Genomic DNA, 23889 nt, shown 5'->3' on the forward strand with positions numbered 1-23889 from the left:
CAAAGCCCGTCAGGCCGTCTCGCCCTGCCCACCGGCAGCCGAGCGGTACGGATGTGGGTGCGTGCGGTACCCCGGATGGACGGGAGGTCCGCATGGCCGGATCCGGCCTGCCTCAGTTGCTCGCCATCAGTGACCTGCACGTGGTCCACGCGGAGAACAAGGCCATCGTGGAACGGCTGCGGCCGGAGCGCGACGGCGACTGGCTCATCGTCGCCGGCGACGTCGGGGAGTTCGTCGCCGACATCGAGTGGGCGCTGGGACTGCTCAGCCGCCGGTTCGCCAAGGTGATCTGGGCTCCCGGCAACCACGAGCTCTGGACCCCCCGCGAGGACCCGATCCAGCTGCGGGGAGACGCGCGCTACCAGCACCTGGTGGAGCTGTGCCGCGGGCTCGGAGTGGTGACTCCGGAGGACCCGTACCCCGTCTGGGACCCGCAGGGCGACGACCCGGTCCTGATCGCGCCGCTGTTCGTGCTCTACGACTACAGCTTCCGGCCGGCCGGGACGTACACGAAGGAGCAGGCCCTGGCGCGGGCCCACGAGGTCGGCGTGGTCTGCACCGACGAGATCCTGCTGCATCCGGACCCGTACCCGACCCGCGACGCCTGGTGCCGAGCGCGGCTGGCCCTGACCGAGCGCCGGCTCACCGCGGAACGCGGTGGGCTGCCCACCGTCCTGGTCAACCACTTCCCGCTCGTCCGCGAACCCACCCGGATCCTGCGGTACCCGGAGTTCGCGCAGTGGTGCGGCACCGAGGCCACCGCCGACTGGCACGTCCGGTTCGACGCCCGCGTCGCCGTCTACGGCCACCTGCACATCCCGCGCACCACCTGGTACGACGGGGTCCGCTTCGAAGAGGTCTCGGTGGGCTACCCACGGGAGTGGCGTCGCCGCTCGACGCCGCCGGGGCGGCTGCGCCGCATCCTGCCGGCGGTCGCCGGACAGCCCGCCTGAGTGGCCCTCGCGACGCTGGTCACCGCTGCCTCGGGGGCCCGCCGCGACGGCCCGAGCGGGCCGGTCGATCAGGGGTTCTCTAGGGGTTGGGCGCGTGATGGGCGCTCAGTACCGTCCAGTCACGGTGGCGGGCATGTGTCGGCGGGACGGCCCGGCGTGGCGGGCTCCTGAGCAGGCACGACAACCGGAATCGGGAACAGGTGTCGGGATCGTGAGCCGAGCGGCCATGTCTCCACCCACCTGTGCACGAAGCCGGTCCGTCGGCGGTGGTGTGGTCAACGAATCGGCAGATTCCGATCGATAGCAAGCTCTGGGCGGGTGGGTCATGGCGGACGAAGACAAGCTCCTCGAACACCTGAAGTGGGTGACCTCCGAGCTCCGCCTGGCGCGCCGTCGCCTGACCGAGCTGGAGAACGAGGACGCCGAGCCGATCGCGATCGTCGGCATGGCCTGCCGCTTCCCCGGCGGGGTCACCTCGCCGGAGGACCTCTGGGACCTGGTCGCGGGCGGGGTGGACGCCACCGGCACGTTCCCCGACGACCGCGGCTGGGACCTCGACGGGCTCTACGACCCCGACCCGGACCACCCCGGCACCACCTACAGCAACCGGGGCGGCTTCCTGCGCGACGCCGGCCTGTTCGACCCGACCCTGTTCGGCATCTCGCCGCGCGAGGCGCTGGCCATGGACCCGCAGCAGCGGCTCCTGCTCGAGGTGACCTGGGAGGTCTTCGAGCGGGCCGGCATCGACGCCGCGTCGGTGCGGGGCAGCCGTACCGGGGTGTTCGTCGGCACCGCGGGACAGGACTACACGTCGGTGCTGCGGCAACTGCCCGAGGGCACGGAGGGCTACGTCCTCACCGGCACGGCCGCGAGCGTCATGTCCGGCCGGCTGGCGTACTCCTTCGGGCTGGAGGGCCCGGCCGTCACGATCGACACCGCCTGTTCCTCGTCGCTGGTCGCCCTGCACCTCGCCGGTCAGGCCCTGCGCGACGGCGAGTGCTCCCTCGCCGTGGCCGGTGGCGTGACCGTGCTGGCCACGCCCGGCGCCTTCGTCGAGTTCTCCCGCCAGCGGGGGCTCGCCTCCGACGGCCGGTGCAAGGCGTTCTCCGCCGACGCCGACGGGACCGGCTGGTCCGAGGGCGTCGCCATGCTGCTCGTCGAGAAGCTCTCCGACGCCCGGCGCAACGGTCACCCCGTCCTGGCGGTGATCCGGGGCAGCGCCGTGAACCAGGACGGCGCCAGCAGCGGCCTGACCGCTCCCAACGGCCCCTCGCAGCAGCGGGTCATCCGGCAGGCGCTGGAGAACGCCCGGCTCAGCCCGTCCGACGTGGACGTGGTCGAGGCGCACGGCACGGGTACCCGGCTCGGCGACCCGATCGAGGCGCAGGCGCTGCTCGCCACGTACGGTCAGGGACGCTCCGCCGACCGGCCGCTGTGGCTGGGTTCGCTGAAGTCGAACATCGGCCACCCGCAGGCCGCCGCCGGTGCCGGCGGCGTCATCAAGATGGTGATGGCGATGCGGCACGGCGTGCTGCCGCCCACCCTGCACGTGGCCCAGCCGTCCCCGCACGTCGACTGGTCGACCGGTGCCGTGTCCCTGCTGGACGAGGCCCGCCCGTGGACGGGTGGCGACCACGTCCGCAGGGCCGCCGTGTCGTCCTTCGGCATGAGCGGCACGAACGCCCACCTGATCCTGGAGCAGGCCCCGGCCCCCGACGCGGCTGCCGACGAGGCCACCCCGTCCCGCCGTCCCGTGGTCGCGCCGGTGCTGCTCTCCGCCGCGCAGCCGGCCGCGTTGTCCGCGCAGGCCGAGCGGCTGGCCCGTTGGCTGGGCGACGAGGAGCCGCGCCCGCTCGACGTGGCGTGGTCGTCGGTGGTGTCCCGGTCGACGCTCGACCGGCGCGCGGTGGTGCTCGCCGAGGACCGCGCGGGCCTGCTGGCGGGCCTGGAGTCCCTGGCGGCGGGAGCGCCGTCGGGCACGGTGGTCACGGGCCAGGCCGGGGACCGGGGTCCGCTGGCGGTGCTCTTCTCCGGCCAGGGCGCGCAGCGCGCCGGCATGGGCCGGGAGCTGTACGCCGAGTTCCCCGTCTTCGCCGCCGCCCTCGACGAGGCGTGCGGACACCTGGACCGGGTGCTGCCGCGCCCGCTGCGTGAGGTGCTGTTCGCGCCGGAGGAGTCCGCCGAGGCGGAGCTGCTCGACCAGACCGCGTTCACCCAGGCCGGCCTGTTCGCCGTCGAGGTGGCGCTGTTCCGGCTGATTGAGTCGTTCGGCGTGGTGCCGGACTTCGTGGGCGGGCACTCGATCGGCGAGATCGCCGCCGCGCACGTGGCCGGGGTGCTGTCCCTCCAGGACGCCTGCCTGCTGGTGGCGGCGCGGGGCCGGTTGATGCAGGCGCTGCCGGAGGGCGGCGGCATGCTCGCCGTGGCCGCCGACGAGGCGGCGGTGGTCGAGTCGATCGCTGGGCTGACCGACCGGGTCGGCGTCGCCGCGGTGAACGGCCCGACCTCGGTCGTGGTCTCCGGCGCCGTCGACGCGCTCGACGAGGTGGAGCGGACCTGGCGGGACCGGGGCGTGCGTACCCGCCGGTTGACCGTCAGCCACGCGTTCCACAGCCCGCTGATGGAGCCGGTGCTGGAGCGCTTCCGCGGCATCGTCGAGCGGTTGACCTTCGCCGCGCCCGCGCTGCCGATCGTGTCGAACCTGACCGGGGCGCTCGCCGACGCCGAGGAGATCCGCACCGCCGACTACTGGGTGCGGCACGTGCGCGAGGCGGTGCGCTACGCCGACGGGATCGCGGCCCTGCGCGACGCCGGGGTCGACACGTTCCTGGAGGTCGGCCCGCAGAGCGTGCTGACCGCGATGACGGCGGACGTGCTGCCCGACGACGACGTGCTGACCGTCGCCACCCAGCGCCGGGACCGGCCGCAGGCACAGGCGCTCCTGGCGGCGCTGGCCGAGCTGCACGTGCACGGGGTCCCGGTGACCTGGCAGGAGTGGTTCGCCGACACCGGGGCGCGGCGGGTGGACCTGCCCACGTACGCCTTCCAGCGGGAGCGGTTCTGGCCCGAGGTGGTGCCGTGGCGGGTCGGCGACGTGTCGGGCGCCGGCCTGGGCGTGGCGGGGCACCCGCTGCTCGGTGCGGCGGTGCGCCTCGCCGGCGACGACGAGGTGGTGCTGACCGGCCGGCTGTCGACGTCGACGCACCCGTGGCTGGCGGACCACGTGGTCGGCGGTGCCGTGGTGGTGCCGGGCACCGCGCTGGTCGAGCTGGCGGTGCGCGCCGGCGACGAGGTGGGCGCGTCGCGCGTACGGGAGCTGACCGTGGCGGCGCCGCTGGTGCTGCCGGAGTCCGGCGCGGTACGCGTGCAGGTGCGCGTCGGCGCGGCCGACGGCTCCGCCGTCCGGTCGGTGTCGGTGTACTCCCAGCCCGAGGACGACGGCGACGGCGAGTGGGTGCGGCACGCCGACGGTGTGCTCGAACCGGTGTCGGCCGACGAGCCGGGCGTCGGCGCGTGGCCGCCGGCGGGCGCGACCGAGGTGGACCTGAACGGCTGGTATCCGGCGTTGGCGGAGCACGGCCTGTCGTACGGGCCGGTGTTCCAGGGCGTGCGGCGGGCCTGGACGGCCGACGGTGCGGCGTTCGCCGAGGTGGCGTTGCCGGACGGGGCGGCCGGGGACGCGAGCGCGTTCGGGGTGCACCCGGCGCTGCTGGACGCCGCGCTGCACCCGGTGGCGCTGCTGCTGGCGGCGGAGGCGGCGGGCGGGCCGCGCGTGCCGTTCGCGTTCGAGGGCGTGCAGGTGCACGCCTCCGGGGCCAGGACGCTGCGGGTGCGCCTGACGCGGGACGGCTCCGGGGTGCGGCTGGTCGCCTGCGACGGCTCGGGCGCGCCGGTGGTGTCGGTGGACTCCCTGGTGCTGCGGGAGATGACCGGTACGGCGACCCGGGGCGCCGCCGCCCGGTCGCTGTTCGAGGTGGCCTGGCAGGCCGACGAGATCGTCGGCGTCGACGACGTCGCGGGGTGGGCCGCGCTGGGCCGGCCGGCGTCGGCCGCGCTGCCGGAGCTGCCGGTCTTCGCGGACGTGGCGGCGCTGGCGGCGGGCGGGGCCACGGCCCGGCGGGTGCTGCTGACGGTGCCCGCCGGCGATCCCGGCGTCGCCGTGCCGGAGGCCGTGCGGGCGGCCACCAACGATGTGCTGGAGGTGCTGCGGTCCTGGCTCGCCGCCGAGCCGCTGGCGGACACGAAGCTCGTGGTGGTGACCCGGGGCGCCGTGGCCGCCGGGGACGACGACCGGGTCACCGACCTGGCTGCCGCCGCGGTCTGGGGCCTGCTGCGCTCGGCGCAGTCGGAGCACCCGGGGCGGATCGTCCTCGCCGACGTCGACGGCGAGCTGAACCCCGCGACCCTCGCCGTGCTGGCCGGCGCCGCGGCCGACCCGTCGGTCTCCGGCGGCCAGCTCGCGGTGCGGGGCGAGCGGACCCTCGTGCCGAGGCTGGTGCGGCCGGTGGGCGACGAGCTGACCCCGCCGTCCGGGCCGTGGCACCTCGCCCCCGTCACGCCCGGCACCCTGGACGGAATCGGGCCGGTTCGGGCCACGCCCGTGGAGTTGGGCGCGGGGCAGGTGCGCATCGCCGTGCGCGCGGCCGGGGTGAACTTCCGGGACGTGCTGATCGGCCTGGGGATGTACCCGGATCCGACGGCGGTGATGGGCAGCGAGGGCGCGGGCGTGGTGGTCGAGGTCGGCCCCGGCGTGACCGACCTGGCGCCCGGCGACCGGGTGATGGGCATGTTCGAGCTCGGGTTCAGCCCGCAGGCGGTCGCCCACCGGGAGCGCATCGCGAGGATGCCCGCCGGCTGGTCCTTCACCCAGGCGGCGTCCGTCCCCCTGGTCTTCCTGACCGCGTACTACGCGCTGCGTGACCTGGCCGGGCTGCGGGCGGGCGAGTCGGTGCTCATCCACAACGGCGCGGGCGGCGTCGGCATGGCCGCCATCCAGCTCGCCCACCACCTCGGCGCCACCGTCCACGCGACGGCGAGCCCCGGCAAGTGGGGCGTGCTGCGGGACCTGGGGGTGGCCGAGGAACGCATCGCGTCGTCGCGGACCACCGAGTTCGAGCAGACCTTCGGCGCGGCCACCGGCGGCGCCGGGGTGGACGTGGTGCTCGACGCCCTGGCCGGCGAGTTCGTCGACGCGTCGCTGCGGCTGCTGCCGCGCGGCGGCCGGTTCGTGGAGATGGGCAAGGCCGACCTGCGCGACCCGGAGGCGGTCGCCGTCAAGCACCCGGGCGTGACCTACCGCGCGTTCGACCTGAACGAGGCGGGCAGCACCCGCATCGGCGAGATGCTCGCCGAGGTCCTCGACCTCTTCGCGCAGGGCGCGCTGCGCCCGCTGCCCGTGCGTTCGTGGGACGTGCGCCAGGCCCGGCAGGCGCTGCGGCACGTCAGCCAGGCCCGCCACGTCGGCAAGGTGGTGCTGCGCGTCCCCGCGCCCGTGCACCCCGACGGCACCGTGCTGCTCACCGGCGCGGCCGGGACCCTGGCCGGCGTACTCGCGCGGCACCTCGTCGCCACCGGCCAGGCGCGGCACCTGCTGCTGGCCTCCCGCCGCGCACCCGGCCGCGACGGTGCCGACGACTACGCCACCCTGGTCCGGGAACTGACCGACGCGGGCGCCACCGTCACCGCCGTGACGGTCGACGTCAGCGACCCCGCGCAGGTCACCGAGCTGGTCGCCGGGATCGACCCGGCGCACCCGTTGACCGCCGTCGTCCACACCGCCGGGGTGATCGCCGACGCGACCATCGGCTCGCTGGACGAGTCCGCCCTGCGCACGGTGATGGCGCCGAAGGTGGACGCCGGCTGGGCGCTGCACGAGGCGACCCGGCACCTTGACCTGTCCGCGTTCGTGCTGTTCTCCTCCGTCGCGGCCACCCTCGGCTCCCCGGGGCAGGGCAACTACGCCGCCGCCAACGCGTTCCTCGACGCCCTCGCCCGGCACCGCCGGCAGCAGGGGCTGCCCGCCACCAGCGTCGCCTGGGGCATGTGGGCCACCGACAGCACGATGACCGCCCACCTCGACGGCGACGACCAGCAGCGGCTGCGGCGGGTCGGCATGAGCCGGCTCTCCCCGGCCGAGGGCGCCGAGCTCTTCGACGCCGCCCTGCCGGCGGTCCAACCGGTCGTGGTCGCGGCCCGACTCCACGTCACCGGCGAGGCGAGCGGTGTACCGCCGCTGATGCGGCACCTGCTGCGCGGCGGCGGCCGACGCCGCACCGCCACCGACCAGCCGACCGCCGGGACGTCGTGGCGGGACCGCCTCGGCGGCCTGTCCGAGGCGGACGCCCGGCAGGCGCTGGTCGACCTCGTCTGCGGACAGGCCGCCACGGTGCTGGGTCACGCCTCGGCGCAGGCGGTCCCCGCCGCCCGGGCCTTCAAGGACCTGGGATTCGACTCGCTGACCTCGGTGGAACTGCGCAACCGGCTGGGCGCCGCGACCGGGCTGCGGCTCTCCGCCACGCTGGCCTTCGACCACCCCACCCCGGCCCGGCTGGCCGAGCACCTGTTCGCGCAGCTCGGCCCGTCCACCGGCGCCGGCACCACGGTCCGTACCGTCGTCACGGCCGACGCCGACGAACCGATCGCCATCATCGGCATGGCCTGCCGCTACCCCGGCGGCGTCGCCACCCCCGAGCAGCTGTGGCAGCTCGTCACCTCCGGGTCCGACGCGATCGGCGGGTTCCCCACCGACCGCGGCTGGGACCTCGACCGGCTGTACGGCACGGACGGCGACCAGGCCGGCGGCACCGTCACCGACCAGGGCGGCTTCCTCTACGACGCGGCCGACTTCGACGCCGGCTTCTTCAACATCAGCCCCCGTGAGGCCCTCGCCATGGACCCGCAGCAGCGGCTGCTGCTGGAGACCGCGTGGGAGAGCTTCGAGTACGCCCGCATCGACCCCACCGCGCTCGGCGGCACCGCCACCGGTGTCTTCATCGGCGCGGCCTCCTCCGGCTACGCCACCAGCGGACGCGACGACCTCGACGGCCTCGAGGGGCACCTGCTGACCGGAACGGCGGGCAGCGTCGCCTCCGGGCGGGTCGCCTACACGTTCGGCCTCGAAGGCCCGGCGGTCACCGTCGACACCGCCTGCTCCTCGTCCCTGGTGGCGCTGCACCTCGCCGCCCAGGCGCTGCGCGGCGGCGAGTGCGACATGGCCCTGGCCGGCGGGGTGGCGCTGATGGCGCAGCCCGGCATGTTCTCCGAATTCTCCCGGCAGGGCGGCCTGGCCCCGGACGGGCGGTGCAAGGCGTTCGCCGCCGGCGCCGACGGCACCGGCTGGTCCGAGGGCGTCGGAATGCTGCTGGTGGAGCGCCTGTCCGACGCCCGGCGCAACGGGCACCGGGTGCTCGCCGTGCTGCGCGGCTCCGCCGTCAACCAGGACGGCGCGTCCAACGGGCTGACCGCCCCGAACGGCCCGTCCCAGCAGCGGGTGATCCGGCAGGCCCTGGAGAACGCGCGGCTGACGCCGGCCGACGTGGACGCCGTCGAGGCGCACGGCACCGGCACCACCCTCGGCGACCCGATCGAGGCGCAGGCGGTGCTGGCCACCTACGGGCAGGACCGCGCCGGCGGGGAACCGCTCTGGCTCGGATCGATCAAGTCGAACATCGGTCACGCGCAGGCCGCGGCGGGTGTCGCCGGCGTGATCAAGATGGTGCTGGCGATGCGGCACGGCGTGCTGCCACCGACCCTGCACGTGGACGAGCCCTCGCCGCACGTCGACTGGAGCGCCGGGGCGGTCGCCCTGCTCACCGACGCGCGGCCGTGGCCGGCGGTGGAGCGGCCGCGTCGGGCGGCGGTGTCGTCGTTCGGCATCAGCGGCACCAACGCGCACACCATCATCGAGCAGGCGCCCGACGAGCCGACCCCGGCGGCGCCCCCGCCGGCCGGGGACCTTCCCGGCCTGGTCGGGCCCGCCGCCGTGCCCCTGCCGGTGTCCGGCAGGAGCCCCGGCGCGCTCCGCGCCCAGGCCGCCCGCCTCGGCGAACTGCTCGCCGGCGACGCCGCGCCGGAGCCGCTCGACCTCGGGTTCTCCCTGGCCACCCAGCGGGCCCACCACCCGTACCGCGCGGTCGTCGTGGCCGCCGACCGCGACGACGCGGTCACCCGACTGGCCGCCCTCGCCTCCGCCGACAGCTCGCCGGCCGGCGCGGACGCCGCGCCGAAGGTCGTCTTCGTCTTCCCCGGCCAGGGCTCCCAGTGGCAGGGGATGGCGCTGGACCTGCTGGAGACCTCGCCGGTCTTCCGGCAGCGGATGGCGGAGTGCGCCGAGGAACTGTCCCGGCTGGTCGACTGGTCCCTCGAGGACGTGCTCCGGGAGGCGCCGGGTGCGCCGCCCCTGGACCGGGTGGACGTCGTCCAGCCCGTGCTCTTCTCCGTCATGGTGTCCCTCGCGCAGCTCTGGCGCTCGTGCGGCATCGAACCGGCCGCCGTCGTCGGACACTCGCAGGGGGAACTCGCCGCCGCCTGCGTCGCCGGCGCGCTGACCCTCGCCGACGCGGCGCGGCTCGTCGTGGCGCGCAGCCGCGGCCTGCTGGCGATCGCCGGCCGGGGCGGCATGGTCTCCGTCCCGCTCCCGGCCGCCGACACCGAGCAGCTCATCGCGCCGTGGCGGGGGAGCCTCTCCGTCGGCGCCCTCAACGGCGCCGCCGTGACCGTGGTGGCCGGTGACTCGTCGTCGGTCGCCGAGCTGCTCGCGCACTGCGCCGAGCGCGACATCCGCGCCCGGCAGGTCGCCGTCGACTTCGCGGCGCACAGCGGTAACGTCGAGGCGATCCGCGACGACGTGATGGCCGGATTCGGCACCGTGCGGACGCGGTCCACCACGGTGGCCTTCCACTCCACCGTCACCGGCGAGCCGATCGACACCGCCGAGCTCGACGCCGACTACTGGTACCGCAACCTGCGCGAGACCGTCCGGCTCGCGCCGGTCGTGGACCGGCTGATCGAGCAGGGCTTCCGCGCCTTCGTCGAGGTCAGCCCGCACCCCGTGCTCAAGGTGGCCGTCCAGGACGCACTCGACCGGGCCGCCGGCGCCGGCGTGGTGGTGGGCTCGCTGCGCCGCGACGAGAACGGTCCGCACCAGCTGCTGGCCAACCTCGGCGACCTGCACGTCGCGGGCGTGTCCGTCGACTGGACGAGCGTGTTCGCCGGCTCCGGCGCCGCCCCGGTCGACCTGCCCACGTACGCCTTCCAGCGGGACCGGTTCTGGCCGGCGGTCGACCGGTCCGCGACCGGCGACGTGTCGGGCGCGGGGCTGGGCGCGGCCGGACACGGGCTGCTCGGCGCGGCGGTGCGCCTCGCCGGCGACGACGAGGTCGTGTTGACCGGCCGGCTGTCGGCGTCGACACACCCCTGGCTGGCGGACCACGTGGTCGGCGGCGCGCTGGTGCTGCCGGGCACCGCCCTGGTCGAACTCGCGGTGCGCGCCGGCGACGAGGTCGGCGCCTCGCGGGTGCGGGAGCTGACCGTCGCCGCGCCGCTGGTGCTGCCGAGCTCGGGCGCGGTCCGCGTGCAGGTGCGCGTGGGCGCGGCCGACGGCTCCGGTGCCCGACCCGTGGCGGTGCACTCGCAGCCCGACGGCGACCCCGAGGACGCGTGGACGCGGCACGCCGACGGCCTGCTCGAGCAGGCCACCGACGAGCCGACGTTGGGCACCTGGCCGCCGAGCGGGGGCACCGAGGTGGACCTCGCCGGCTGGTATCCGGCGCTGGCGGAGCGCGGCCTGGCCTACGGGCCGGCGTTCCGGGGCCTGCGGCGGCTCTGGACCGCCGGCGACGAGGCGTACGCCGAGGTCGCCCTGCCGGACGAGGCGGCCGGCGACGCCGCCAGCTTCGCCGTGCACCCCGCGCTGCTGGACGCCGCGCTGCACCCCGTCGGGCTGCTGCTGAGCGAGCGGTCCGGCGGACCGCGCGTGCCGTTCGCGTTCGAGGGCGTGCAGGTGCACGCGTCCGGCGCCAGGGCGCTGCGCGTACGGCTGACCCGGTCGGGCTCGCGCGTCCAGCTGGTGGCCGGCGACGAGTCCGGCGCGCCGGTGGTGTCCGTCGAGTCGCTCGCCCTGCGGGAGATGACCGACGCCAGCGGCGCGGAGGCCGCGGAGCGGTCGCTGTTCGAGGTGACGTGGCAGCCCGAACCGGTCACCCCGGCGGGGGACGTCTCCGGCTGGGCGCTGCTCGGCGACGGTGACGCGCCGGCGGGCCTGACCACACCGGTTTTCCCGAGCGTCGACGAGCTGACCGCGGCGGTCGCGGCCGGGTCGGTCGAGGCGCCCCGCGCGCTGGTCCTCCCCGTGCCCGCCGGCACGCCGGAGGGCGACCTGCCCGACCTCGTCCGTACGGTCACCGCCCGGGTCCTGGCCGTGGTGCGGTCCTGGCTGGACAGCGCGGCCCTGGCCGACACGACGCTGGTGGTGCTGACCCGCGGCGCCGTGGTCGCCATCCCCGCCGACGCGGTGCGGGACCTGCCCGGCGCGGCGGTCTGGGGCCTGCTGCGCTCCGCCCAGTCCGAGCACCCGGGCCGGATCGTCCTCGCCGACGTCGACGGCGAACTCACCCCGGCCACCCTCGGCCTGCTGGCCGCCGTGGCCGACGACCCGACGCCCACCGGCGGGCAGGTGGCCGTACGCGGCGACGAGGTGCGCACCCCCCGCCTGGGCCGCTCCACCGGCCCGGCCGCCGACGAACTCGTCCCGCCGGCCGGTCTGTGGCAGGTCGGGGCGGTGAGCCCGGGCACCCTGGACGGCATCGGCATGGTGCCCGCCACGGCCGTCGCCCTGGACGCGGGCCAGGTGCGCATCGCCGTGCGCGCGGCCGGGGTCAACTTCCGGGACGTGCTGATCGGCCTGGGAATGTACCCGGACCCGACGGCCGTGATGGGCAGCGAGGGCGCGGGCGTCGTGGTCGAGGTCGGCCCCGGCGTGACCGACCTGGCCCCCGGCGACCGGGTGCTCGGCATGTTCGAGCCCGCCTTCGCCCCCGAGGTGATCGCCACCCGCGACCTCGTCGCGAAGATCCCCGCCGGCTGGTCCTTCGCGCAGGCCGCGTCGGTGCCGGTGGTCTTCCTGACCGCGTACTACGCGCTGCGTGACCTGGCCGGGTTGCGGGCGGGCGAGTCGGTGCTCATCCACAACGGCGCGGGCGGCGTCGGCATGGCCGCCATCCAGCTCGCCCGGCACTGGGGCGCGACGGTGTTCGCCACCGCCAGCCCCGGCAAGTGGGGCGTGCTGCGGAGCCTGGGGGTGGCCGAGGAGCGCATCGCGTCGTCGCGGACCACCGAGTTCGAGCAGACCTTCGGCGCGGCCACCGGCGGCGCCGGGATGGACGTGGTGCTCGACGCCCTGGCCGGCGAGTTCGTCGACGCGTCGCTGCGGCTGCTGCCGCGCGGCGGCCGGTTCGTGGAGATGGGCAAGGCCGACGTACGCGACCCGGAGGCGGTCGCCACCCGGCACCCGGGCGTGACGTACCGCGCCTTCGACCTGAACGAGGCCGGCCACCGGCGCATCGGCGAGATGCTCGCCGAGGTCCTCGACCTCTTCGCGCAGGGCGCGCTGCGCCCGCTGCCCGTACGGGCGTGGGACGTGCGTCAGGCCCGGCAGGCGCTGCGGCACATCAGCCAGGCCCGGCACATCGGCAAGGTCGTGCTGCGGGTGCCCGCGCCCGCCGACCCGGACGGCACCGTACTGATCACCGGCGCGGGCGGCGCCCTCGCCGGCGTGTTCGCCCGGCACCTCGTCGCCACCGGCCAGGCGCGGCACCTGCTGCTGGCCTCCCGCCGCGGCCCGGAGCAGTACCGGGACCTGGTCGAGGAGCTGACCCGGGCGGGCGCCCGGGTCACCGTCGGCACCGCAGACGTGGCCGACCCCGCGCAGGTGAGCCGGCTGCTGGAACTGGTGGAGCCGGCACACCCGCTGACCGCCGTCGTCCACACCGCCGGGGTGATCGCCGACGCCACCATCGGCTCGCTCGACGCGCCGGCCCTGCACGCCGTGCTGACGCCGAAGGTGGACGCCGGCTGGGCCCTGCACGAGGCGACCCGGCACCTGGACCTGTCCGCGTTCGTGCTGTTCTCCTCCGTCGCGGCCACCCTCGGCTCCCCGGGACAGGGCAACTACGCCGCCGCCAACGCGTTCCTCGACGCCCTCGCCCGGCACCGCCGGCAGCAGGGGCTGCCCGCCACCAGCCTCGCCTGGGGACTGTGGGCCACCAGCAGCGCCATGACCGCCCACCTGGGCGGCACCGAACACCGCAAGGCGATCCGCGCCACCAGCGCCCCGCTGACCGACCAGCAGGGCGTCGCGCTCTTCGAGCTGGCGCGGCAACGCGGCAACGCGCACCTCGTCCTGATGAACCTGCCGCCGGCGGCGTCGCGCTCGACCGGCCAGGCCGTGCCCAGCCTGCTGCGGGACGTGGTCCGGGTCAGCGGCCCGGCCCGGCGCGCGGTCGGCCGCGGCCCGGCGGACACCGCCTCGGTGCGGGACCGGCTGGCGATGCTCAGCCCGGCGGAGCGGCGCGGGCACCTGCTCGACCTGGTGGCCGGCAGCGTGGCGGCAGTGCTCGGGCACCGCTCGGCGGAGAGCGTCGACGCCCAGCGCGCCTTCAAGGAACTGGGCTTCGACTCGCTCACCTCCGTGGAGCTGCGCAACCGGCTCTCCGCCGCGACCGGATTGCGGCTGCCGGCGACCGTGGCGTTCGACTACCCCACCCCGGTGGTGCTCGCCGAGTTCCTCGACGAGGAACTCGGTGGCGCGGCGGCCGTGGACCGGCCCGCCGCGGTGGGCACCGCCGCCGCCCTCGACGAGCCGATCGCCATCATCGGCATGGCCTGCCGGTTCCCCGGCGACGTGCAGACGCCCGAGCAGCTCTGGGACGTGGTCACCAACTGCGCCGACGTCATCTCGCCGTTCCCCACCGACCGGGGCTGGAACCTCGACGACCTGCGGGCCGGCGGCGAGGACGCCGTACCGCGCCAGGGCGGCTTCCTGCACGACGCCGCACAGTTCGACGCCGCCTTCTTCGGGATCTCCCCCCGGGAGGCCCTCGCCATGGACCCGCAGCAGCGGCTGCTGCTGGAGACGTCCTGGGAGGCCTTCGAGCGGGCCGGGATCGACCCCCACGCGGCGCGGGGCAGCAGCACCGGCGTCTACGTCGGACTCATCTACCACGACTACGCCTCCCAGGCCGCCGGCACCGACGACGAACTGGGCGGCCACGTCGGCAACGGCAGCGCCGGCAGCGTCGCCTCGGGCCGGATCTCGTACCTGTTCGGCCTGGAGGGCCCCGCGGTCACCGTCGACACCGCCTGCTCGTCGTCGCTGGTGGCGCTGCACCTGGCCACCCAGGCGCTGCGGCAGGACGAGTGCCGGCTCGCGCTGGCCGGCGGGGTGAGCGTCATGTCCACCCCCGGCATGCTCACCGAGTTCTCCCGGCAACGCGGCCTGTCGCCCGACGGGCGGTGCAAGGCGTTCGGCGCGGGCGCCGACGGCACCGGCTTCGCCGAGGGCGTCGGCATGCTCCTGCTGGAGCGCCTCTCCGACGCGCAGCGCAACGGTCACCGCGTCCTCGCCGTCGTCCGCGGCAGCGCGGTGAACCAGGACGGCGCCAGCAGCGGCCTGACCGCGCCGAACGGCCCCGCCCAGCAGCGGGTGATCCGGCAGGCGCTCGCCAACGCCCGGCTTGCCACGACCGACGTGGACGCCGTCGAGGCGCACGGCACCGGCACCGCCCTCGGCGACCCGATCGAGGCGCAGGCGCTGCTGGCCACGTACGGGCAGGGCCGGCCGCAGGACCGGCCGCTGTGGCTGGGGTCGGTCAAGTCCAACATCGGCCACGCCCAGGCGGCGGCCGGCGTCGCCGGCGTGATCAAGATGGTGCTGGCGATGCGGCACGGAGTGCTGCCGCCGACCCTGCACGCCGAGAAGCCGTCCCCGCACATCGACTGGACGACGGGGTCGGTCGCCCTGCTCACCGAGGCGCGGCCGTGGCCGGCTCAGGACCGGCCCCGCCGCGCGGCGGTGTCGTCGTTCGGCATCAGCGGCACCAACGCGCACACCATCATCGAGCAGGCCCCGGAGTCCGCCCCGGCGCAGCCGGTACCGCCCGCCACGGGCGTCCCGGGCGACCTCGTCGCCTGCGTCCTCTCGGCCCGCGACGACGCCGCCCTGCGCGATCAGGCGCGCCGGCTGCGGACCCTGGTCGACGCCGAGCCGGAGCTGACCGTCGCCGACGTCGGCCGGGCGCTCGCCACCGGCCGGACCGCCTTCGAGCACCGCGCGGTGCTGCTGCCCGGCGACCGCGCCGGACTGCTCGCCGCCCTCGGCGCGCTGGCCGACGACGAGCCCTCGGCCGCCGTCGTGCGGGGGGTCGCCCGGAGCGGCCGGACCGCCGTCCTCTTCTCCGGTCAGGGCGCGCAGCGTGCCGGCATGGGCCGGGAGCTGTACGCGGCCTTCCCGGTGTTCGCCGCCGCCCTGGACGAGGTGTGCGCGCAGCTCGACCCGCTGCTGCCGCGCCCGCTGCGGGAGGTGCTGTTCGCACCCGAGGGCTCCGCCGAGGCGGAGCTGCTGGACCAGACCGCGTTCACCCAGGCCGGGCTGTTCGCCGTCGAGGTGGCGCTGTTCCGGCTGGTGGAGTCGCTCGGCGTCGTGCCGGACCTGGTGGCCGGGCACTCCATCGGCGAGATCGCGGCGGCGCACGTCGCCGGCCTGTTCCGCCTGACCGACGCGTGCGCGCTGGTCGCGGCGCGCGGCCGGCTCATGCAGGCGCTGCCGACCGGCGGCGGCATGCTGGCCGTGGCCGCCGCGGAGGACGCGGTGGCCGAGTCGATCGCGGGCCTGACCGACCGAGTCGGCGTCGCGGCGGTGAACGCCCCGACCGCCGTGGTGGTCTCCGGTGCCGTCGAGGCCCTCGACGAGGTCGAGCGGGTCTGGCGGGACCGGGGTGTGCGCACCCGCCGGCTGACCGTCAGCCACGCGTTCCACAGCCCGCTGATGGAGCCGATGCTCGACGAGTTCCGGCAGGTGCTCGACGGGCTGACCTTCCACTGGCCCGTCCTGCCGATCGTGTCGAACCTGACCGGGCAGGTCGCCGACCCCGACGAGATCGGCACCCCCGACTACTGGGTGCGGCACGTCCGGGAGACGGTCCGGTTCGCCGACGGCGTCGCGAGCCTGCGCGAGCGCAACGTCCGTACGTTCCTCGAACTGGGCCCCGACGCGGTGCTCGCCGGCATGGTGGGCGCCTGCCTGCCGGACGAGGGCGCCGCGCCGTCGGCGGCGGTCGTGGCGACGCTGCGTCCCGGCCGGCCCGAACCGACGTCGCTGGTCCACGCGCTGGCGGAGCTGCACGCGCACGGCGTGCCGGTCACCTGGACCGCCCTCCTGCCGGGTGCGACCCGCCCGGTCGACCTGCCGACGTACCCGTTCCAGCGGCAGCGCTTCTGGCCGGCCGTGGGCCGGCTGCGGGCCGGCGACGTCAGCGGCGCCGGCCTCGGCGTGGCGGAGCACGGGCTGCTCGGCGCGGCGGTGGACCTGGCCGGCGACGACGAGGTCGTGCTGACCGGCCGGATCTCCCTGACCACCCACCCCTGGCTGGCCGACCACGTGGTCTCCGGCGTGACGCTGGTTCCGGGTACGGCGCTGGTGGAGCTGGCCGTGCGCGCCGGCGACGAGGTGGACCTGCCCCGGCTGCGTGACCTGACGGTGCTCGTGCCGCTGGTGCTCCCCGAATCCGGCGCCGTACGGATCCAGGTGCGGGTGTCCGCGTCGGAGTCGCCGCAGCGGCCCGTCGCCGTCTACTCCCGCCCCGACGACGACCCCGAGGCGGGCTGGACCCGGCACGCGGAGGGCGTGCTCGAACCGGCGACGGCCGACCAGCCGCGGACGACCGCCTGGCCGCCGGCCGGCGCCGCCGAGGTGGACCTGACCGGCTGGTACCCGGCGCTGCTCGGGCACGGCCTGGCGTACGGGCCGGTGTTCCAGGGGCTGCGTCGGGTGTGGACCGGCGGTGACGACGTGTACGCCGAGGTGGTGCTGCCGGAGGAGGCGGCGGCGGAGGCGGCGCGCTTCGGCGTGCATCCGGCGTTGCTGGACGCGGCCCTGCACCCGATCGGGCTGCTGCCGGGCTCGGAGGAGTCGGGCGGGCCGCGGGTGCCGTTCGCGTTCGAGGGTGTGCAGGTGCACGCCTCGGGGGCGGGGCTGCTGCGGGTGCGACTGACCCGCAACGGTTCGGCGGTGCGGCTGACCGCGTACGACGAGGCGGGCGCGCCGGTGGTGTCGGTGGACTCCCTCGTTCTGCGCGAGCTGACCGGCGTGGCCGCCGCGAGCGCGGCGTCCCGCTCCCTGTTCGAGGTGGTCTGGCAGGCCGAGGAGGCCGAACCGGCCGACGACGCGTCGGGCTGGGCGGTGCTGGGCGGGCCGGCCCTGCCGGGCGTGCCCGGCGGCCCCTCCGCCGAGACGATCAGGCAGCTGCGAGCCGCGATCGACGCCGGCATCACGCCGCCGCGCCTGCTGCTGTTCACGCCGGCGGCGTCGAGCGCCGACGACGCCGACCCGGCGCGGGCCGTACGCGCGGTGACCGCCGACGTGCTGGGCCTGGTGCGGGCCTGGCTGGCCGTCGACGCGCTGGCGGACTCGAAGCTCGTGGTGGTGACCCGGGGCGCGGTGGCCGTCCGCGACGAGGACCGGGTGACCGACCTGGCGGCGGCGGCCGTGTGGGGCCTGCTGCGCTCCGCGCAGTCCGAGCACCCGGGCCGCATCGTCCTGGCCGACGTCGACGACGCGATCAACCCCGGCGTGCTCGGCATCCTGGCCCGGTTCGCCGCCGACCCGGCCGGCGGCCAGCTGGTCGTCCGCTCCGGCGCGGTGTTCGTGCCGCGTCTGGTGCGCGCGGTCGCCCCGGCGCCGGCGGACGGCGCCGTGGTGGGCGACGGCACGGTGCTGGTGACCGGCGGTACGGGCGCGCTGGGCGCGTTGGTGGCGGAGCACCTGGTGTCGGCGCATCGGGTGCGGTCGCTGGTGCTGGTGTCGAGGCGTGGCCCGGAGGCCGCCGGTGCGGGCGAGTTGTCGCAGCGGCTGTCCGCGCTGGGTGCTGCCGTTCGGGTGGTGGCGTGTGACGTGACGGACCGGGACCAGGTGTTCGGGCTGGTCGACGAGGTCGCTGCCGAGGGCAGGCTGGCGGGTGTGGTGCACACCGCCGGTGTGTTGGACGACGGCGTGATCGAGCGGGTCACCGACGAGCGTCTGGCGGGGGTGTTGGCGCCGAAGGTGTCGGCGGGTTGGCTGCTGCACGAGGCGACCGCGTCGCTGGATCTGGATCTGTTCGTGGTGTTCTCGTCGGTGGCGGGGGTGTTGGGTTCGCCGGGTCAGTCGGCGTACGCGGCGGGCAACGCGTTCCTGGACGGGTTGGCGGTGTACCGGCGGCAGCTGGGGTTGCCGGCGGTCAGCCTGGCGTGGGGCATGTGGGACACCGCCGGCATGGCCGCCTCGATCGGCGGCAACGACCGGGCCCGGACCGCGCGCGCCGGACTCCGGCCGATGAACGCCCGCACCGGGCTGGAGCTGTTCGACGCCGCGGTGGGGGCCGAGCGGGCGGTGCTGGTGCCGGCCGTGATCGACGTACCCGCGCTGCGGGCGGCGGCCTCCGGCGCGGTCGTACCGCCGATGCTGCGCAACCTGGTCGACGTGGCGACGACCCGCCGCCGCGCCGGGCAGGGCGCCGGCGGCTGGGCCGACCGGCTCGCCGGCCTCGGCGCCGAGGACGGCCTCGCGCAGGTGGACCAGCTGGTCCGCGGCCTGGTCGCGCAGGTGCTCGGGCACGGCGGCGCGGAGGCGGTGCCGGCGGACCGGGCGTTCAAGGACCTGGGCTTCGACTCGCTGACCGCCGTCGAGCTGCGCAACCGGGTGAACGGCGCGACCGGCCTGCGCCTCACCTCGACCCTGGTGTTCGACTATCCGTCCCCGCAGGCCCTGGCGGCCCACGTGTACGCGGAACTCGCCGGCACCCGGCCCGGCGTCGTCGTCGCCGACGACGAGTCGACGGCCGGCGACGCCGACGAGGCGATCGCGATCGTCGGCATGGCCTGCCGCTACCCGGGCGGCGTGGAGTCTCCCGACGAGCTGTGGAGGCTGGTCAGCACCGGCGGGGAGGGCATCGGGGAGTTCCCGGCCGACCGGGGCTGGGACCTGGAGTCGCTGTACGACCCGGATCCCGACCACGCCGGCACCTCGTACACCCGGCACGGTGGCTTCCTGTACGGGGCGGCGGAGTTCGACCCCGGCTTCTTCGGGATTTCGCCGCGCGAGGCCCTGGCGATGGACCCGCAGCACCGCCTGCTGCTGGAGGCGTCGTGGGAGACGTTCGAGTCGGCGGGCCTGGACCCGACGGGTCTGCGGGGCAGCCGGACCGGTGTGTTCGCGGGCGTCATCTACCACGACTACTCGACGCGACTCATGGAGACGCCCGAGGTCGAGGGCTACATCGGCACCGGCAACTCGGGCAGCGTGCTGTCGGGCCGGGTGGCGTACACCTTCGGCCTCGAAGGACCGGCGGTGACCGTCGACACGGCGTGCTCGTCGTCGCTGGTGGCGCTGCACCTCGCCGTGCAGGCGTTGCGCAGCGGTGAGTGCGACCTCGCGCTGGCCGGTGGTGTGACGGTGATGGCGACGCCGGGCACCTTCGTGGAGTTCTCGCGGCAGCGGGGCCTGTCGGCCGACGGCCGGTGCCGGTCGTTCGCCGCCTCCGCCGACGGCACCGGCTGGTCCGAGGGCGTCGGCGTGCTGCTGGTGCAGCGCCTGTCCGACGCGCGGCGCGAGGGCCGGCGCATCCTGGCGGTGGTACGCGGCAGCGCCGTGAACCAGGACGGCGCGTCGAACGGGCTGACCGCCCCGAACGGACCCTCGCAGCAGCGCGTGATCCGCCAGGCCCTCGCGTCGGCGCGGCTGTCGACGTCCGACGTGGACGTGGTCGAGGCGCACGGCACGGGAACGACGCTGGGCGACCCGATCGAGGCGCAGGCCGTGCTGGCCACCTACGGGCAGGACCGGCAGGGCCGGGAGCCGCTGTGGCTCGGCTCCATCAAGTCGAACATCGGCCATGCCCAGGCGGCGGCCGGCGTGGCGGGTGTGATCAAGATGGTGATGGCGATGCGGCACGGTCTCGTCCCGCCGACCCTGCACGTCGACGAGCCGTCGCCCCACATCGACTGGGCCTCCGGGGCGGTGGCCCTCGCGACCGAGCCCACCCCGTGGCCGGCGGTGGACCGGCCGCGCCGGGCGGCGGTGTCGTCGTTCGGCATCTCCGGCACCAACGCGCACGTGATCATCGAGCAGCCGCCCGCCGAGGTGGTCGAGGGCGAGATCGTCGCCGACGCTGTGCCTCCGGTGGAGCCGGTGCTGCTGTCCGCCCGCGACGCGGCCGGGCTGTCGGCGCAGGCCGCCCGGTGGGCGCGCTGGCTGTCGGCGGACGGGCAGCTGCGCGCGGTGGACGTGGCGTGGTCGTCGGTGGTGTCGCGGTCGGCGTTGGAGTACCGGGCGGTCGTGTCCGGTGCGAGCCGCGACGAGCTGCTGGCGGGCCTCACGGCGGTGGCGGCGGGCGAGCCCTCCGGGGCCGTCGTGACCGGTTCCGCCGCCGCGCGCGGCCAGCTCGCGCTGTTGTTCTCGGGTCAGGGTGCGCAGCGTGCCGGGATGGGTCGGGAGCTGTACGGGGAGTTCCCGGTGTTCGCCGCCGCGCTGGACGAGGTGTGCGCGCACCTGGACCCGCTGCTGCCGCGTCCGTTGCGGGAGGTGCTGTTCGCGTCGGCGGGCTCCCCGGAGGCCGGTCTGTTGGATCAGACCGTGTTCACCCAGGCGGGCCTGTTCGCGCTCGAGGTGGCGCTGTTCCGTCTGGTGGAGTCGTTCGGGATCGTCCCCGACCTGCTGGCCGGTCACTCGATCGGTGAGGTCACGGCCGCGCATGTCGCGGGCGTGTTGTCGCTGGCCGACGCGTGTCAGCTCGTGGCGGCGCGGGGCCGGCTGATGCAGGCGCTGCCGGCCGGCGGCGGCATGCTGGCCGTGGCAGCCGACGAGGCCGCAGTAGCCGAGTCGATCGCCGGGCTGGGTGACCGGGTCGGCATCGCGGCGGTCAACGGGCCGACCTCGGTGGTCGTGTCCGGCGCCGTCGACGCGCTGGACGAGGTGGAGCGGGTCTGGCGGGACCGTGGCACGCGCACCCGCCGGCTCACCGTCAGTCACGCGTTCCACAGCCCGTTGATGGAGCCGATGCTGGCGGAGTTCGGCGCGGTCCTGGACGGGTTGACGTTCGCGGAGCCGTTGCTGCCGGTCGTGTCGAACGTGACCGGAGCCCCGGCCGGCGACGAGATCCGTACGGCCGAGTACTGGGTGCGGCACGTGCGCGAGGCCGTCCGTTACGCCGACGGGATCACCGCGCTGCGGGCCGCTGGGGTGGACACCTTCCTGGAGGTCGGCCCGCAGAGCGTGTTGACCGCGATGGCGGCCGACGTGCTGCCCGGCGACGACGGCGTGCTGGCCGTCGCCGCGCAGCGCAGGGACCGGCCCGAGGCGCAGGCGCTGCTGCACGCCCTGGCGGAGCTGCACGTGCACGGCGTTGCCGTGACCTGGCAGCCGTGGTTCGCCGACACCGGCGCGCGGCGGGTGGACCTGCCCACGTACGCCTTCCACCGGGAGCGGTACTGGCCCGAGCCGGCGGGCCGGCGGCGACAGACGGCGACCCACGGCGGCGACGCCGACTTCTGGACCGCCGTCGAACGTGGCGACCTGAGCGCCCTCGCCGCGCAGTTCGGCGACGACGGCGCGGCCCTGGACGCCCTCACCCCGGCCCTGCCGGTCCTGTCGACCTGGCACCGGGCGCGTACGCAGCGGGCGGTCGTGGACGCGTGGTCGTACCGGGTCGGGTGGAAGCGGACCGACATCACCGCCGAACCGGCGCGGCCCGGCGCGTGGCTGCTCGTGACGGCGCAGGACGACCTGGCGGACGGCACCCGGGCGGAGGCGGTCACCAAGGCACTCGCCGAGGTCGGCGCCGACGTGGTCCGGCTGACCGTGGACCCGGTCGGCACCGACCGGGCGGAACTCGCCCGCCGGCTGGCCGACGCGCTGGCCGACGGGCCCGTCACCGGCGTGCTGTCGCTGCTCGGCCTCCGCGACCAGCCGCACCCCGCCCACCCGGCCGTACCGGTCGGGACGGCCGCCACGCTGCTGCTGCTCCAGGCCCTGCACGACACCGGGGCGACGACCCGGCTGTGGTGCCTGACCCAGGGCGCGGTCAGCACCGGCGACGGGGACGCGGTGCACGGCGTCGCCCAGAGCGGGCTCTGGGGCCTGGGGCTCGTGGCGGGCCTGGAGCACCCCCAGCTGTGGGGCGGACTGGTGGACCTGCCCGACCAGGTCGACGCGACGGCGTGGGACCGGCTGGCGCGGGTGGTGACCGGTTCCGGCGACGAGGACCAGCTGGCCGTACGTCCCTCCGGGGTGTTCGTCCGCCGCCTGGTCCGCTCGGCACCCGCCGCCCCCGACACGGCGGAGCGGTGGCGGCCCTCCGGCACGGTGCTCGTCACCGGGGGCACCGGCGCCCTGGGCGCCCACGTGGCCCGCTGGGCGGCGGCCAACGGCGCCGCGCACGTCGTGCTGACCAGCCGCCGCGGCGAGCGCGCCCCGGGGGCGGTGGAGCTGCGCGAGGAACTCACCGCACAGGGCGTACGGGCGTCGGTCGTCGCCTGCGACGTGGCCGACCGCGACCAGGTGGCGGCACTGCTCGCCCGCCTCGACGAGGACCCCGCGCCGTTGACGGCCGTGGTCCACGCGGCGGGCGCCGGCGAGTCCGGCCTGATCGCCGACACCGACCTGGCCGCGTTCGCCGGCGTGCTCGACGGCAAGGTCGCCGGCGCGCTGCACCTGGACGCCCTGCTCGGCGACCGGCCGTTGGACGCGTTCGTGCTCTTCTCCTCCATCGCCGGGGTGTGGGGCAGCGGCGGGCAGTCCGCCTACGCCGCGGGCAACGCCTTCCTCGACGCGCTGGCGGCGCACCGGCGCGGACGGGGCCTCACGGCGACGTCCGTGGCCTGGGGACCCTGGGCCGACGGCGGCATGGCCACCGGCGAGGCCCAGCAGCTGCTGGCCCGGCGCGGCCTGACCGCGATGGCACCGGCCGACGCCGTGCACGCCATGCGGTACGCCGTGGGCCTGCCCCGGGCGGCGCTGACCGTGGTGGACGTCGACTGGGCGGTCTTCGCCCCGGCGTACGCCTCGGCCCGCCCCCGGCCGCTGCTCGACGACATCGCCGAGGCCCGGGAGGCGCTGCACGCCCACGCCGGGGAGCAGCAGCCGGGCGGGGTCGCCGACGCCCTCCGGGAGCACCTGCTCACCCTGCCCCGCCCCGAGCGGGTCCGGCACCTGGTCGACCTGGTCCGTACCCACGCCTCCGCCGTGCTCGGCCACGCGGGCACGGACCGGGTCAAGCCCCAGCGGGCCTTCAAGGAACTCGGGTTCGACTCGTTGACGGCGGTCGAGCTGCGCAACCGGCTGACCGGAGCCACCGGCCTGCCGCTGCCGGCGACCCTCGTCTTCGACTACCCGAACCCGGCCGTGCTCGCCGAGAACCTGCTCGACGGCCTGGTGCCCGAGGCGGCACAGGCGGACGACGGCGATCCGGCGGAGGCGGCCGTCCGGCAGGCGCTCGCGGCGATCCCGCTGGCCCGCCTCCGCGAGGCCGGGCTGCTGGACCTGCTGCTCAACCTCACCGACGCCGACGGCGGTGCCGGGGACGAGTCCACCGACGAGGCCCTGGACCTCGACGAGCTCGACACCGACACCCTCGTCAGGCTGGCGCTTGACGGAACCGATTCCTGACCGTTGTCCCCAGTACGGAGCTCA

2 protein-coding genes are annotated in these 23889 nt (G+C 76.0%); both read left to right on the forward strand.

Annotated elements, in window-relative coordinates; genetic code table 11:
• The first annotated feature begins 92 nt into the window (after positions 1-92).
• Positions 93-953, forward strand: coding sequence for a metallophosphoesterase (locus DER29_RS14405; RefSeq protein ID WP_121397797.1), 861 nt, complete (start codon positions 93-95; stop codon positions 951-953).
• 325 nt (positions 954-1278) lie between these two features.
• Positions 1279-23865: a type I polyketide synthase gene (locus DER29_RS14410; RefSeq protein ID WP_121397798.1), complete on the forward strand. Its 22587-nt coding sequence runs from the start codon at positions 1279-1281 to the stop codon at positions 23863-23865.
• Positions 23866-23889: the final 24 nt, after the last annotated feature.

The organism is Micromonospora sp. M71_S20 (genome assembly GCF_003664255.1).
Taxonomy (GTDB): domain Bacteria; phylum Actinomycetota; class Actinomycetes; order Mycobacteriales; family Micromonosporaceae; genus Micromonospora.